This is a genomic window from Oceanisphaera profunda, from assembly GCF_002157895.1.
Lineage (GTDB): Bacteria > Pseudomonadota > Gammaproteobacteria > Enterobacterales > Aeromonadaceae > Oceanimonas > Oceanimonas profunda.
The window spans coordinates 1,071,303-1,086,975 of sequence record NZ_CP021377.1 but is presented as its reverse complement, the minus strand read 5'-3'; the positions used below and the strand labels follow the sequence as shown (position 1 = coordinate 1,086,975).

Below are 15,673 nucleotides of genomic sequence, written 5' to 3'. Positions count from 1 at the left end.
AACTAAATGGATGTTAAGCATGCCTACTAAATTAGGTCTATCCGCCGCTGCACTGCTCGTCGCCAGTTTTACCGGCCAAGCCTTTGCCGAAGAAGTGAATGTTTACTCAAATCGTCAAGACTTTTTGGTCAAGCCCATCATCGACACCTTTACCAAAGAAACCGGTATTGATGTGAATGTGGTGTTTTTAAAAGATGGTTTGGGTGAGCGCTTAGAGCGTGAAGGTCGTTTGTCTCCAGCAGATTTATTGTTAACGGTCGACGTGAGTCGCCTGATGGATGTGGTAGACAAAGACTTGACTCAAGCGGTTGAGAGCGAAATTCTTGAAGAAAGTATTCCGGCGCAGTATCGCGATGCTGACGGTAAATGGTTTGCGGTGACCACTCGTGCCCGCGCCATTTATACCTCCAAAGACCGCATCGGTAAGCGCGAAGATATTACCTATGAAGAGTTGGCGGATCCCAAGTACAAAGGAAAAGTTTGTACTCGCAGCGGCAAACATCCCTATAATGTTGCCCTTACTGCCTCCATGATTGATGAGCATGGTGTTGATTACACTAAAACTTGGTTGCAGGGCTTAAAAGCTAACCTGGCACAAAAGCCACAAGGCGGTGACCGCGACCAGATCAAAGCCATTAAAGATGGTGTCTGTGATTACGCGTTAGGCAACAGCTATTACTATGGCGTGATGTTAAGCGATGAAGAACAGCGTGAAACGGCAGAAGCTGTGTACATCAACTTCCCCAATCAGGCTGACCGTGGCACACACGTCAATATTTCGGCCGTAGCACTGGCCAAGCACGCTAAAAACAAAGATGCCGCCATTAAGTTAATGGAGTTTTTAGCAAGTGATGAAGCGCAACATTTGTATGCGTCTGCTAACCATGAGTATCCGGTTAAAGAGGGTGTTGAACCTTCTGCACTGGTAAAAGGCTGGGGTGATTTCGCTGCCGATAAACGCCCACTGGTTGATGTAGCAAAACATGCTAAAACCGCAGTGCAATTGGTAGACGAAGTTAAATTCGATCTATAAAAAAGACGGGGGTTTAGGCCCCCGTTTGAGCTATCAATGAAACGAACAGCGTGGACAGTCAGTAGCTGGGTACTAGCCTTGCTGCTGACTTTGCCTATTATGGCACTTATTTATGAAGCCTTATTACCCACCGAAGATGTGTTTCGTCATCTCTGGGGATCTGTGCTTCCTACCTATATCAGCAATACCTTTTGGTTGGTGTTGTGGGTCATGGTGTTTAGCTTTTTAGCGGGCGTACCCGCCGCTTGGCTGATGGCCATGTGCGAACTGCCTAGCAAACGCTGGCTGCAATGGGCCTTGATCCTGCCGCTAGCCATGCCCTCTTATATTGTTGCCTTCGTTTACACCGATTTATTAGACTTCTCCGGCCCCGTGCAAGGCACGCTGCGCCATTGGTTTGGCTGGCAATCCGCCAGTGATTATTACTTCCCCGCCATTCGTAGCCTAGGCGGCGCCGCCTTGGTGCTGGGCTTAGTGCTGTTTCCGTATGTGTATTTATTAGCGCGCACTGCCTTTATGGAGCAGTCCATGAGCTTGGTGCAATCCAGCCGACTGTTAGGTTGTACTCCTTGGCAGAGCTTTAAAAAGGTCAGCTTGCCGCTGGCGCGCCCGGCCATAGTGGTGGGTTTATCCTTAGTAGCCATGGAAACGCTGGCCGAGTTTGGTACCGTGAACTTCTTTGCCGTAAACACCCTGACTACGGCCGTGTATGACACTTGGCTGGGCTATGGCAGCTTAAATGCGGCGGCAAAAATTTCCGCCATTATGCTGTTAGTGGTGATGCTGCTGCTGAGCATGGAGCGCATGAGTCGCAAGCGTCAACAAGTGTTTCAAAAGCACATGGGCCAAGAGCAACAGCGCGGCTATGTGCTAACCGGCGTCACCAAATGGAGCGCGCTGATTTTTTGCTGGGGCTTAGTCGCGCTGGGCTTTTTACTGCCGTTTATTATTTTGTGCTATCACGCATTGCGCTATTTTGACCAAGCGTGGAACAGCCGCTTCTTCGAATACAGCCTCAACAGTTTGTTGTTATCCAGCCTAGTGGCAGGCTTAGCAATTTTAGTGGCCTTGGTGCTCGGCATGAGCCATCGCTTAACCGGCAAAACCTATACCCAAATTCCTAAACGCTTGGCCTCCATGGGCTATGCCTTGCCCGGTACCGTACTGGCCATCGGCGTATTAGTGCCCTTAACCAGCTTAGACTTTGCCATTAATGATGCCGCTCTCTGGTTAGGGATGACCGAACCTGGCTTATTATTTACCGGCACCATGACCGCTATCGCCTTTGGCTATTTAGTGCGCTTTGGCGCCATGGCCATAGGCTCAGTAGAAAGCAGTTTGGGTAAAGTATCGCCCTCCCTCGATATGGTGACGCAAACCATGGGTTATAGCCCCAGTGCCATGATGATGAAAGTGCATGTACCGTTAATCCGCAAGGGCATATTAGCCGGTGCACTATTAGTATTTATTGAATGCATGAAAGAGCTACCGGCGGCGCTGTTATTGCGGCCCTTTAACTTTCAAACGCTGGCCACTTACGTATATCAATTTGTCTCAGACGAGCAGCTAGAATTGGGTGCGCTACCCGCCATCGTCATAGTGTTAGTGGGCCTGATCCCGCTGATTTTCTTAAACCGATCATTGGAGCAAGCACACTGATGGCGGCATTAGATGTAAATAATCTGAGTTGCAGTTATAACGGCAATCGGGTGTTAAATAACTTATCGTTGCAGGTCGAAGACAACGAGATCATGTGTCTGCTGGGCGCCAGTGGCTGTGGTAAAACCACGCTGCTCAAAGCCATTGCCGGTTTATTGCCGGTGAGCCAAGGCGAAATTGCCATTCACGGCAATACCATGAATAGCCAAGGGCTGGCGGTGGTGCCGGAGCGGCGCAATGTGGGCATGATTTTTCAAGATTATGCGCTATTTCCGCATTTGAGCGTGGCGCAAAACGTGGCCTTTGGCATACAAAACAAAGAGCGCAACAAGGCACTGGTCGCCGATAAAGTGGCGGAAATGCTGGCGCTGGTCAATCTGGCAGACTTAGGCGCTCGCCAGCCCCATCAATTGTCGGGCGGTCAGCAACAGCGGGTGGCCATTGCGCGCGCCATGATTGGCAAGCCGCAATTAATGCTGCTTGATGAGCCATTTTCTAACATAGACACCCAAGTGCGGATGCGTCTGATTGGTGAGATTCGCGAGCTGCTAAAAAGCCAAGGCATAAGCGCTATCTTCGTAACTCACAGTAAAGAAGAAGCCTTCGCCTTTTCTGACCGATTAGCGTTATTTCGTGCTGGTCATATCGAGCAAGTGGGCCGCCCACAAACCTTGTATCAGCATCCACAAACTCGTTTTGTGGCTGACTTTTTAGGCTTGGCCAACTATGTGCCCGCCACGGTAATTGACACCAATACCGTGCTCACTGCCATGGGGCCGATTGCCAGCCAATCGGTGCTTAATGCCGACATAGGTGCTACCGGTCAGCTAATGCTACGGCCTCGGCAAATTCAGTTGTCTTTAACTGAACAAGGCAATGGCCATGTGTTAGAGCAGCAGTTTTTAGGCACCCACAGCCGGTGTGTGGTGGAGTGCCAAGGCTTGCGCTTAGAAGTGAGCACCAACGATTTGCTGCCTGCCGTGAGCCAAGTACACGTGAAAGTATTACCCCATGCCTTAACCTTTTTTCCCGACAGTGAAGGGCAGAGGGCGGTAGCTTAACAGCAGCGCCGAGCGCCCAGCGCTAAGCATCAAGCTTAAAAATAACACCGTCTTTTGTAGGTTTGTGTTGTGCCCTTGTTTGTTATTGGTGTGGTTGTTGGGTTTTGACTTTAGCTCGGCGCTGGGTGCTTGGCGCTCGGCGCTGAGTTACAATGACTCATCTAAAACCCAAGAGACAGAGTCATGACCGCACAAGCTGGCATTTGCGCCGAACCCAATCTTCACGCCTATTATTTAATGTTTAATGTATTGCCCACGGGGTTTAGCGGCGTGCCCGATGCCTTGGCGCAGGTGCCGGCATTATGGCAATCTCTCGCGCAAACTTACCCCGATGCGGCTTTCTCCGGCTTAGTGGCCATTGGACATGGCGCGTGGGATGAGCTGTATCCCAATGCGCGGCCCGGTGAGCTGACCGCTTTTCCTGCGCAAGCCGTTGGGCAGCGTATAGCACCGGAAACCCCCTTTGATCTATTCTTTCAGCTGCGCGCCGACCGGCTCGATGTGGCCTATGTTGCTGTGCAAAAAGTAATGGCGCTGTTAGCGGGCTTAGTGGAATTAAAAGATGAACGCCAAGGCTTTCGTTATCTGGAAATGCGAGATATGACGGGCTTTGTAGACGGCACCGAAAATCCCCAAGGGGAAGATCGTGCGCAAGTGGCGCTAGTACAAGCGGGGCAGTTTGCTGAGGGCAGTTATATTCACGTGCAGCATTATCGCCACCGGTTAGCGCGCTGGGAAAAACTGGCTATTCAAGCACAAGAAGATGTTTATGGCCGCACTAAGCCGGACAATATTGAATATCAGTCGGCAGACAAAGCGCCAACCGCACACACCAAACGCACCAGCTTAAAAGACGACGCCGGTAACAGCATGGAAATTTTGCGCCAAAGCCTGCCCTGGGGCACCGCCAGTGCACAGGGCTTGGTGTTTATCTCTTGCTGTAATACGCCAATGCATTTTACGCGCATGTTAGAGAGTATGTTTGTACCGGACGAGCAGGGGCACTTTGACCATCTCACTCTGTTCACCCAAGCCGAAACCGGTGCCGCCTTTTTCGCACCCTCACAAGAGTGGCTAAGCACGAAAGGGGATTTGAACTAAAGCGCTGTATTTCGCATATAGCACGAATGTAGTCGCGTGCTTTAGCCGCGAAAATCTGCGTAGCAGGTTCTGATGCACGAAACCCACCCTTTAATACCGGATGGGTTTAAAAATAGAGGTGATGGGTATGCCAAGTATTGGAGCAAAGATATCGCTGCGCGATATTGCACAGCTGAAGCAGTGCCTACATTCGTGCAATGTGTAGGCAGGGCGCTGCTTTTACGTCACACATATTGCTCAAACAGTTCGAGTACGCTTTGGTGTAAGGTGGTGATGGGCGTGTCGTGGGTGGGCGTAATAAATATAGTATCGTCGCCGGCTATGGTGCCGAGAATGCCCTCAGCCTTGCCGAGAGAGTCCAACATGCGCGCGATTAACTGCGCCGCACCTGGGCTGGTATGAATGACGATCAAGGCATTGTTATGGCCCACATCCAATACTAAGTTTTTTAGCTGGCTGCTACTGGTGGGCACGCCTAATTCGACGGGCAGGCAATACACCATTTCCATCTTGGCATTACGGGTGCGCACCGCGCCAAACTTGCTCAGCATGCGCGATACTTTAGACTGGTTGATATTATCAAACCCAGCATCCTGCAGCGCGGCGACTATCTCTGCCTGAGAACCAAAACGTTCCTCATTGAGTAAGGCCTTAAAGACTTTAATCAGGTGTTCTTGTTTTTCGTTCATTATTTGCAGCCGAATGAGCGGGAGTGAAGACACATATTGTCTATCCATGATGGTTTTTTATCAAGGATTAGTCATTTATATTGCATAAGAATGCAGAATTAGCTTGCATTAGTAGCTCTGCAAAATAAAATCAGTCAAACACTCTGACATTTGATGTGGACGTAGCGCATGGGCATTAAATTTAACAACATTTGCAAGTCCTGGGCTGGTCAGGAAATTTTAAGTCAGGTATCGCTTAATTGTCCGGCCGGCGAGATTTTAGTCTTGCTGGGCCCCAGTGGCGCGGGAAAAAGCTCTTTGTTGCGCTTAATGAATTTACTGGATACACCAGACTCCGGCCAACTCATTATCGCCGATGAGGAGTTTTCCTTTCCTGACGTGCACGCTGGGCGCCTACATAAACGCGCCCAATTACTGCGCGGCAAGGTAGGCATGGTGTTTCAGCAGTATCATTTATGGCCCCACCTCACGGTAGAGCAAAATTTACTGGAAGCACCGCTGAAAGTGCTGGGCATGAATAAAAGTGCAGCGCAAGATAAGGCTCAGCAGTTACTCGCACAGCTTAAACTCAGCGATAAAAGTAACGCTTGGCCCAATGCACTGTCGGGCGGCCAGCAACAACGAGTGGCCATCGCCCGCGCCTTAATGATGAACCCTAGGGTATTGTTGTTTGACGAACCCACGGCGGCATTGGATCCTGAGATCACCAAAGAGGTGGCCGAGATCATTTTGCAGCTGGGTAAAACCGGTATTACCCAAGTGGTGGTGACCCACGAAGTAAGTTTTGCGAAGCGGGTGGCCAGTAAAGTCGCCTATCTTGAGCAAGGGCGTCTTATTGAATACGGCGATGCCAACTTACTGGTGCAGCCCCAGACAGAACGCTTTGCTGAGTTTTTAAGGCATTAATTCTTCATGTGAAGAGTAAAGAGTGAGGGGTGAAGCGGACAACACAGTTCGGTATTTTGTAGGTGAACACTTGTTCTCGCATTTCAACCCAGGCGAAAATATTTAAAAAGATCAACTTCAATGGGCAGCTTATGACTTAGAGCTGGCCAAAGGGCAAAATAACAATAAGGATATCAAACGGATGAACAAGACATTATTAGCGGTAGCATTGTTAGCCAGTACAGGATTAGCACAGGCTGAGGAAGTGAAGTTTGTGACCAATGCCGCTTATGCCCCCTTTGAGTTTGTTGACGAAAACAACGAGATGCAAGGCTTTGATATCGACTTGGCGAAAGCCATTTGTGAAGTGCAGAAAATGGAGTGCAGCTTTCATAATCAAGCCTTCGACAGCTTGATCCCCAGCCTTAAATTTCGTCGTTATAACGCCGCCATTGCTGCCATGGACATTACCCCAGAGCGCGCCAAGCAGGTGGACTTCAGTGATATTTACTACGAAAACTCCGCAGTATTTGTGACGCCGGCTAATAAGTTTGAGAAATTAGACCAGCTACAAAAAGATACCGTGGGCGTACAAAACGGAACTTCTCACCAAAAATACATTCAAGATAAGTTAGAAGCCAACGGCATGACCGCGCGCCCCTATCAAAGTGTGCAAGATGCGCTGCTCGATATGAGCAATGGCCGCATTAATGCGGTGTTTGCCGATACCGCAGTGGTGGGTGATTGGCTGGCGAAAAACGAAGGTTATGCGGTATTGGGCGAGCGCATTACCGATGATGGCTACTTTGGCACTGGCTTTGGTATTGCCGTGACTAAAGGCAATCAGGTGTTGCTGGAGCAAATTAACCAAGGCTTGAGCCAGTTAAAAGAAAACGGCACTTACGACAAGCTCCATCAACAGTACTTCCCTAAGTAATATGCTCACTCACCTAATGAATGCCAGCCTGATGACCTTGGGGCTGGCATTGACGTCATTGGCGGTTGGGCTAGTGCTGGCCATTTTGTTATGTGGTGCGGAGATGAGCCGCTTCGCGCTATTGCGTTGGCCGGCTAATGCCTTCTCTACCGTGTTGCGTGGTTTGCCAGAAATTCTAGTGGTATTTTTTATCTATTTTGGCTCCACTCAAATACTGTTTTTAATCACCGATCAGTACATTGAGTTCAGCCCCTTTTGGTGTGGTGTCACGGCATTGTCGTTATTGTTTGCCGCTTATGGCGCGCAAACCCTGCGCGGTGCGCTGAATGCGGTAGATAAGGGCCAGCGCCAAGCGGCGCAAGCGCTGGGTTTACCGCCGCTCTATACCTTTATTCATATCACGCTGCCGCAAACGTGGCGCCATGCGCTGCCAGGCCTTGGCAACCAGTGGTTGGTGCTGCTTAAAGACACCGCCTTGGTGTCTTTAATTGGCGTGCACGATTTAATGTATCAAGCCAAAGCCGTGGCTTCTCGTACCTATGAGCCTTTTACTTGGTATGGCATAGCAGCACTTATCTATTTAGTGATCACAGTGGTCAGCCAGCAAGGGCTACAACGATTGCGCACGCGAGTAACCCGTTATGACTGATTGGCTGTTCTCGAACTCTGCGGGTATGCCCGACTGGTTTGGCTACCTGCCAACCTTATTACAAGGAGTTAACATTACGCTGCAAATTACCGGTGCCGGCTTATTGCTGGGCTTGGTGATAGCGTTGAGCCTAACCTGGGTATTAGAACGGCGTATTCCGGTATTGGCACAGCTAACTGAGGGCTATTTGCTGTTGCTCACCGGCACGCCTTTGTTGGTGCAGATCTTTTTAATTTATTACGGACCAGCGCAGTTTGAGTGGATTAAAAATAGCTGGGCGTGGACCTACCTGCGTGAGCCGATGTTTTGTGCCATCTTAGCCTTGGGCATGAACGCTGGCGCTTATACCTGCCGCCTATTTAAAGGCGCGCTAGAGGCGGTACCCAGAGGCGAAACCCTGGCCTGCCAAGCGTTAGGCATGAATAACTGGCAAACCTTGAGCGTGAAACTGCGCCATGCCATGCGCCGTGTTATTCCCGCTTACTCCAATGAAGTGGTGTTGGTGCTGAAGGGCAGCTCCTTGGCTAGCACTATCTCCATTATGGAGATCATGGGCTTGGCCCAACGGCTTAATGGCCAGACCTACGATACCTTGGCGATATTTGGCTTAGCGGGCGCTATTTATCTGCTGTTGAATGGTCTGTTAACTTTGGCTTTTCGTCGCTTAGAGAAACGTGCGCTACAATTTCAAACACAGCAATAAGTGTTCGCCTTGTCTGCCCTTTTAGATCAAGCGCTAGACAAGGAGCCAGATAAGAGTCAGAAAGGCGTGAGATAACGCCATGGCTCTCACAAACAAAGGCTTCACATTATCTTAACTATTGTGTTTTTACAGTGCTTTCGTTATGTTGCTAAAGCATTAGGAAACGTCTAACAATTCAAATAATAACGGAGTTTAGCTATGAAAGTTGCCGTACTTGGAGCCGCCGGTGGTATTGGCCAAGCTCTGGCCTTACTGTTAAAAACTACCCTGCCAGCCGGTTCTGCATTGAGCCTGTATGATATCGCGCCAGTTACCCCTGGTGTTGCTGCCGATCTGAGCCATATCCCTACCGGCGTGAGCGTAGTGGGTTTTGGCGGTGAAGATCCAACCGCTGCACTGGAAGGTGCTGACATAGTGCTGATCTCTGCGGGCGTTGCGCGTAAGCCTGGCATGGACCGTGCCGATTTGTTTAACGTGAACGCCGGTATCGTTAAAAATCTGATTGAAAAAGTAGCGGCTACTTGCCCTACAGCTTGTATCGGTATTATCACCAATCCAGTAAATACTACAGTGCCAATTGCTGCCGAAGTGCTGAAAAAAGCCGGTGTGTACGATAAGAAAAAACTGTTCGGTATCACCACGCTAGACGTGATCCGCGGTGAGACCTTTATCTCAGAAGCCAAAGGTATCGACTTAGCAGACATTAAAGTACCCGTGATTGGCGGCCACAGCGGCGTGACCATATTGCCGTTATTGTCTCAGGTTGTTGGCGCATCTTTCACCGACGAAGAAGTCGAGAAAATGACGCACCGTATCCAAAATGCCGGTACCGAAGTGGTAGAAGCCAAAGCCGGCGGTGGCTCAGCTACCCTGTCTATGGGCCAAGCAGCCTGTCGCTTTGCGCTGTCTTTAGTAGACGCTCTGTCCGGTAAAGCAGACGTTATCGAATACACCTATGTAGACGGTGGCAGCGAACACGCACAGTTCTTCGCACAACCGGTATTGCTGGGTAAAAACGGCGTAGAGAAAGTACTGCCTTACGGCGAGTTAAGCGCGTTTGAACAGAATGCCATGGACAAGATGCTGGATACGCTGAAAGGCGATATCAAATTAGGCGTGGAATTCGTTAAGTAATAATAACGAATTCAGTCCATTAAAAAAGGGAGCCTCGGCTCCCTTTTTGCTTTCTGTGAATCTGCTCTTTGCCTAATACACTCCGACTTCTTTGCCATAAACTTTTGTTATGGCAACGCGGAACCTTTCGTAGCCGGTAATTTATTCGCCGGTTCTGCGCAGCAGAATGCTTTAAAACCAAACATAAAACCGTGCTGAATAAATTAGCATCTACGAAAACCCAACATGTTTTTATAGCCGTCACACATCTCCTCGCATTCATGATCATACGCAGGTAGTCGGGCAATAAAAAAGGTAGCGCCCAGCGCTACCTTTTTCTTTCACTTACTATTTAGCTCAGGCTTTTACTGAGCCATAACAGGGCGTTTCTTATGCTGCATCACCAAGGCGATAAAGCAGACGACTGCCGTTACTACACCTATCGGCTTGCTGTATTCAGGCGATAAGTTGAAGCCAATGGGCGCGGTTACAATATAGGACACAGTAATGGCCGTGCCGATCACCGCAGGAACACTGGCCACCCAGTGGACAGTGCCTCGGTCGAACAAATACTTGGTCGCTAACCACAACACACTGGTAGAAAGCAGCATATTGGAGAAAGCGAAGTAGCGCCAAATTAACGCAAAGTCCAAGAAGGTCATCAGATAGGCGATACCTAATAAAGGCAGTGATAAGGCCAATCTGTGCAGGGTGGTTTGAGAAATATTAAACGCATCCATAATGGTTAAGCGCAGTGAACGAAACGCCGTGTCACCAGAGGTAATCGGGAAGATTGCCACCGCCAAAATAGCCATCACGCCACCCACGACGCCCAGATAACCGGTCGCAATATGATTCACTACTAAGCCGGGCCCACCTTGAGCCAGCATGGCTTTTAACTCTACATAACCACCCGGGAAGGCCGCAATACCTGCCAAAGCCCATACACATGCCACTATGCCTTCACACATCATGGCGCCATAAAACACTGGGCGTGCGTATTTTTCATTGGTCAGACAACGGGCAATCATTGGGGATTGAGTGGAGTGGAAACCACTAATGGCACCACAGGTGATGGTTAAAAATAGCAGCGGCCAGATGGGGGCACCGTCGGGATTAGGTGTTAATAAATCCGCATGATCATGATTGTCAAAGTATGAAAAAATGTCACCGACCTGAGGCAAATGCGGCGCTTCTAATAACAAGGCACCGGCAATTAAGGTGGTCATCACTATCATCAGCAAACCAAATATTGGATACAGCTTAGTGATGATTTTATCGATCGGCAGCAAGGTCGCTAAAAAGTAATAGCCTAAAATAAGCAGTACCCAAAAGCTGTTGCCGGCTAAAAAAGTACCCTCAAAGTAGGATAAATTACTCAATAGCCCAGCAGGGCTCATAATAAAAACCACGCCCACAAAAAACAGCAGCATGCAGGTAAATACCAGCATTACACCTTTGAAGACTACGTTGTAATAGTGTCCGGCAATTTCTGGCAAGCTTTTACCGTCTTCTTTCAGGCTCATTACCCCAGAGAAGTAGTCGTGTATCGCACCACCGAGCACGTTACCAATGACTATCCATACCAAGGCAACGGGGCCGTAGATGGCGCCTAAGATAGGGCCAAAAATGGGTCCTACACCGGCAATATTTAAGAATTGAATTAAAAATGCTTTCGCAGGGCTGATGGCTACGTAGTCAACGCCATCATCTAAGCGCTGCTGAGGCGTCGCTACTGTGGGGTCTATGCCGGCTTGTTTTTCAACGAAGGGGCCGTAAAATTTATAGCCGAGTATTAATATAGTAATACTGATAAAGAAAATAAGCATTTAGCAAATTCCTTCTTATTTTAAGTGCTTAGGGTTGAATATTCCGAGCAAGGTACCATGGCGCCTAGCCGCTGAACACTAGATTATAGTCGCAGATGCTGATTATGGAGCGTATTGAGAGCTTGGTTGAATTATCTACAGCCGCTTGCTCAAATTTCGCACTTTTTGCCTAAAGTTTGATAGTTTTGCTGCTAATAGAGTCCATACTTTTTTGCCAAATGGGCTTTAATATCATCTTCACCTGATTTGTTGATATTAAAGTTGAGCTAAGGCCATCATTTCATCCAAGCTAAGCCTACTTTAGATCCGTTACGTCGGCCTAGCTGGGTACTTATCCAGCGGCCGGTTTGCACTAATGACGCCAAACTAACGCCGGTCTTAAGCCCTAAACCCTCTAATAAATACACTAAGTCCTCGGTAGCGAGATTACCCGCGGCCCCCGGAGCGTAAGGGCAGCCACCAAGTCCGGCCACTGAGCTGTCAATAATGCGTATTCCTTGTTCCAGAGCGGCATAGACATTGGCCAACGCTTGGCCGTAGGTATCGTGAAAATGTACCGCCAGCTGCGCCATTGGCACCTCCTGACTTACTGCATGCAGCATGGCAATCACCCGCTGCGGTGTACCTGTACCTAAGGTGTCGCCCAATGAAATTTCATCACAACCTAGCTGATATAAGTCGCGGGCAACCTTGGCCACGGCGGTGGGGGAGACAGCACCTTCATAGGGGCAGTCGAGAGCGGTTGATACATAGCCGCGTACCGGTATCTGAGATTGCTTGGCCAGCGCCAGCAGCGGGGCGAAACGGTCTAGGCTAGTGGCGATAGAAGCATTGATATTGTGTTGGCAAAAGGACTCGGAGGCGGCAGTAAACACCGCTACTTGGTCGGCTCCCGCCACTAACGCCGCCTTTAAGCCTTGCAGATTCGGCGTGAGTGCGCCGTAACTTACTTGGGGTTGGCGTTTAATGCCCAGCAGCACCGCTTGGCCATCGGCCATTTGTGGCACCCATTTGGGCGAAACAAAGCTGGCCGCTTCAATACGGGTTAAGCCACTACGAGCCAGTCGCTCAATCAGCTCAATTTTAATGGCGGTCGACACTAACAGGGCTTCGTTTTGTAAGCCATCTCGCGGTGCCATTTCGACTAAGGTTACCGAGTCTGTGGGCATAAATTTATCATCATCCCTATTTATCAATCGCTCTCTAAGCGCAGTAGCTCACAGCCTGCGGCTACTTGGCAGCCTTGTGCATAATAAAGCTCAGCGACGTTGCCGGCAGTCGGGGCGCGAATAGCATGCTCCATCTTCATCGCCTCCATAATTAACAGCGTTTGGCCCGCCGCTACCTTATCGCCCACCGCCACCTTAAGTTGACTAATCACCCCGGGCATGGGGGCCGTTAAGCTGTCGGCCGCCGCTTGAATATTTGAGTCAAAATGAGGCTGATATAGCTGGATATCAAAGCGCTGCCCTTGATAAAACATCCACAGCTCATGCTCATAACGCGCCACGTAACAGCGCAGCGGTACTTGATCCACTGTCGCATCCAGTCGGTCTTCGTTTAAACGAGCGCTCAGCTGGTGCTGGGTCTCTTCAAGCTGTACTTGCCAAGTATTTGTCTGCAGAGAGTCGGAGAGAGGGCTGATCACCAGTGGGTATCTTTGCGCATCTTGCACTAACTCGAATTGGCGCCGAGTGGGCATATTTAGCCACCAGCCCTGATTGCCAGCAAAGGGTGAAGTATCCGCTTGTGCTGCTGACTCGCTTAACAGTAAAAACACGCCGACTAAGGCCAGCTGTTGCGAGCGGCTTAAGGGAGCGGGCGCAAACAGCTCTGCCTCGTGCTCGGCAATAAAGCGGGTGTGTAACTCAGCGCTATATAGCGCGGGGCTGGCGACCAAACGGCTTAAAAAACCTATATTGGTACGCACACCACCAATGCGATATTGCGCCAGTGCGCGGGCTAAATGGTGCAGAGCACCCTCGCGAGTGGGCGCCCAAACGATCAACTTGGCGATCAAGGGATCGTAATAAATGCCGATACTGTCGCCTTGGCGCACACCGGTATCGAGGCGGATTATCGCGTCAGGCGTGACATGACTGGGGTTATCCGTTTGTGGCTCATGCAAATAGTGCAAGCTGCCGCTGGCTGGCAAAAACTGCTGAGCGGGATCTTCTGCATAAATGCGTGCCTCTATGGCATGGCCGTGGATCCGCACTTGATCTTGGCTAAGCGGTAAGGGCAGGCCGGCGGCAATTTGTAACTGCCAATCGACTAAGTCTAACCCGGTGACCAGTTCGGTGACGGGATGCTCCACTTGCAAGCGGGTGTTCATTTCCATAAAGAAAAACTGGCCATCGTCGAGATATAAAAACTCCACCGTGCCAGCGCCGCAATAATCGATGGCCTGTGCGGCGCGCACCGCCGCCTCACCCATAGCCGCCGCTATGTGTGGGGCCAAGTTAGGCGCAGGCGCTTCTTCAAGCACCTTTTGCTGGCGCCTTTGCACAGAACAGTCGCGATCGGCCAAATAAACCCCTTGGCCAAATTGATCGCAAAACACTTGTACTTCTATATGGCGGGCCTCTGGAAGATAGCGCTCCAAGAGCATGACATCGTCACCAAAGGCCGCCTTGGCTTCGCGTTTGGCGGCTGCCAGCGCCTCATCAAATTCACTCAGTTGCAGCACCAAACGCATGCCTTTACCGCCGCCACCCGCCACCGCTTTAAGTAATAGCGGAAAGCCACAACGCTCGGCCGCTTGGCGCAAATGTATTGGGTCTTGCTCATCCTCATGAAAGCCCGGCACTACAGGCACTCCGGCGGCGGTCATTAAGTTTTTAGCGGCAGACTTTGAGCCCATGGCGCTAATTGCTGCTGCTGGTGGGCCAATAAAAACGATACTTTGCTCGGCACAGGCCTGAGCAAAGTCGGCATTTTCCGATAAAAAACCGTAACCCGGATGTATGGCCTCAGCACCGCTGGCCTTGGCGATGTTCAACAATAAATCTGGCCGTAAATAACTGTCGGCAGCGGGAGCAGGGCCTAAATACCAGGCTTCATCGGCCAAGGTGACATGCAAGGCCTCAGTGTCGGCGGCGGAATACACGGCCACGGTGCTAATGCCCAGCCGACGGCAGGTACGAATAATGCGACAGGCAATTTCGCCACGATTGGCAATCAAGACTTTGTTAAACAAGCGAGCAGGAGTGGCATCAGACATTGTCATCCTCCCAAGGTGGGGGCTGTTGTTGCAAGAAAGCGTGAACGCCAGCTTGTGCCTCGTCGCTGACGCGTACCTCGGCTAAGCGTTGGGCGCTGCGATCAATCAAGGAGCTATTAATGGGCAGGTCGGCAATGTCTTGCAGCCATTGCTTGGTCGCCGTTAGCGCACAAGGCCCATTGCGCAGTAAGCCTGCAATAAGCGCATCCGCCGCTTCATCTAAGCTCTGCTCTGGCGTGGCCATGTAATGAATTAAACCCAACTGCTCAGCGGTGGTCGCCGCTATCACTTCGGCGGTTAATAAATAGCGCCTCGCTTGGCGCAGGCCGATGGCACGCAATACATAGGGGCTAATGGTGGCGGCAATCAGCCCTAAGCGCACTTCACTAAAGCAAAAGCGACTGTCAGCGGCGGCTATCACTAAGTCACAGCAGCTAATAATTCCCAAGGCGCCGCCATAGGCCGCGCCTTGCACCAGTGCCAGCACCGGATGGGAAAAGGTGTCGATTTGTTGCAATAGCAGGGCGAGTTTTCGTGCCGCCGCTAAATTTTGTTCAGGGGTTAACTGGTAAGCCTGTTGCATCCAGTTAAGATCGGCGCCAGCGCTAAAGTGCTTACCTTGGGCTCGGATCACTAATACGCGTAATTCAGGCATGCGAGCGGCGTGGCGTAAAGCGTCGGCCATGGCGTCAATCATGGCCTCGTTTAGCGCATTACCTTGCTCGGGCCGATTGAATATTAGCTCAACTAGGCCGCGGCTGTGATTGACGAGTAATACCGGATCGCTCATG

Annotated in this window: 14 protein-coding genes; 9 read left to right on the top strand and 5 right to left on the bottom strand. The window is 50.4% G+C overall.

From position 1 onward, the window contains the following. The first annotated feature begins 19 nt into the window (after nt 1-19). The 4 genes from CBP31_RS04730 to CBP31_RS04715 all read left to right on the top strand — a co-directional run bounded on the left by CBP31_RS04730 (nt 20) and on the right by CBP31_RS04715 (nt 4,854). The gene (locus CBP31_RS04730; RefSeq protein WP_087035104.1) at nt 20-1,033 is read left to right on the top strand and encodes a Fe(3+) ABC transporter substrate-binding protein; all 1,014 of its coding nucleotides are present in this window, start codon (nt 20-22) and stop codon (nt 1,031-1,033) included. A gap of 36 nt (nt 1,034-1,069) precedes the next feature. Next, nucleotides 1,070-2,692 (top strand): ABC transporter permease, encoded by a 1,623-nt coding sequence (locus CBP31_RS04725; protein ID WP_087035103.1) that lies wholly within the window; start codon nt 1,070-1,072, stop codon nt 2,690-2,692. Then, entirely contained in the window at nt 2,692-3,753 is a 1,062-nt protein-coding gene (locus tag CBP31_RS04720) for an ABC transporter ATP-binding protein (protein ID WP_087035102.1), read from the top strand. Before CBP31_RS04725 ends, CBP31_RS04720 begins: the two co-directional genes overlap by 1 nt. A 183-nt stretch (nt 3,754-3,936) precedes the next feature. After that, nucleotides 3,937-4,854: a Dyp-type peroxidase gene (locus CBP31_RS04715; protein WP_087035101.1), complete on the top strand. Its 918-nt coding sequence runs from the start codon at nt 3,937-3,939 to the stop codon at nt 4,852-4,854. Between the two features lie 224 nt (nt 4,855-5,078). Here the strand turns inward: CBP31_RS04715 and argR are convergent, their stop codons facing one another. After that, nucleotides 5,079-5,543, bottom strand: coding sequence for a transcriptional regulator ArgR (argR, locus tag CBP31_RS04710; protein ID WP_087035100.1), 465 nt, complete (start codon nt 5,541-5,543; stop codon nt 5,079-5,081). 168 nt (nt 5,544-5,711) lie between these two features. Between argR and CBP31_RS04705 the strand changes: the two genes are divergently transcribed. The 5 genes from CBP31_RS04705 to mdh all read left to right on the top strand — a co-directional run bounded on the left by CBP31_RS04705 (nt 5,712) and on the right by mdh (nt 9,851). Then, nucleotides 5,712-6,449, top strand: coding sequence for an ATP-binding cassette domain-containing protein (locus CBP31_RS04705; RefSeq protein WP_087035099.1), 738 nt, complete (start codon nt 5,712-5,714; stop codon nt 6,447-6,449). 181 nt (nt 6,450-6,630) lie between these two features. Beyond that, nucleotides 6,631-7,365: a transporter substrate-binding domain-containing protein gene (locus tag CBP31_RS04700; RefSeq protein ID WP_087035098.1), complete on the top strand. Its 735-nt coding sequence runs from the start codon at nt 6,631-6,633 to the stop codon at nt 7,363-7,365. A 1-nt stretch (nt 7,366) separates the two neighbouring features. After that, nucleotides 7,367-8,014, top strand: coding sequence for an arginine ABC transporter permease ArtQ (artQ, locus tag CBP31_RS04695; protein WP_087035097.1), 648 nt, complete (start codon nt 7,367-7,369; stop codon nt 8,012-8,014). Next, on the top strand, nt 8,007-8,717 hold the full coding sequence (gene artM, locus CBP31_RS04690; RefSeq protein WP_407668785.1) for an arginine ABC transporter permease ArtM: 711 nt from the start codon (nt 8,007-8,009) through the stop codon (nt 8,715-8,717). Before artQ ends, artM begins: the two co-directional genes overlap by 8 nt. 198 nt (nt 8,718-8,915) lie before the next feature. After that, entirely contained in the window at nt 8,916-9,851 is a 936-nt protein-coding gene (gene mdh, locus CBP31_RS04685; RefSeq protein WP_087035096.1) for a malate dehydrogenase, read from the top strand. A 344-nt stretch (nt 9,852-10,195) separates the two neighbouring features. On the opposite strand, the gene CBP31_RS04680 is transcribed toward mdh, so the two are convergent. The 4 genes from CBP31_RS04680 to CBP31_RS04665 form a co-directional block, all read right to left on the bottom strand. Further along, a complete protein-coding gene (locus CBP31_RS04680) occupies nt 10,196-11,659 on the bottom strand; it encodes a carbon starvation CstA family protein (RefSeq protein WP_087035095.1) in 1,464 nt (487 codons plus the stop codon). Between the two features lie 275 nt (nt 11,660-11,934). After that, nucleotides 11,935-12,828, bottom strand: a complete 894-nt coding sequence (locus CBP31_RS04675) for a hydroxymethylglutaryl-CoA lyase (RefSeq protein WP_087035094.1) — start codon at nt 12,826-12,828, stop codon at nt 11,935-11,937. A gap of 23 nt (nt 12,829-12,851) precedes the next feature. Beyond that, entirely contained in the window at nt 12,852-14,882 is a 2,031-nt protein-coding gene (locus tag CBP31_RS04670; protein WP_193791285.1) for an acetyl/propionyl/methylcrotonyl-CoA carboxylase subunit alpha, read from the bottom strand. After that, complete coding sequence (locus CBP31_RS04665; protein ID WP_087035093.1) at nt 14,875-15,672, bottom strand: enoyl-CoA hydratase-related protein; 798 nt, start codon at nt 15,670-15,672, stop codon at nt 14,875-14,877. Before CBP31_RS04665 ends, CBP31_RS04670 begins: the two co-directional genes overlap by 8 nt. Nucleotide 15,673 lies beyond the last annotated feature (1 nt).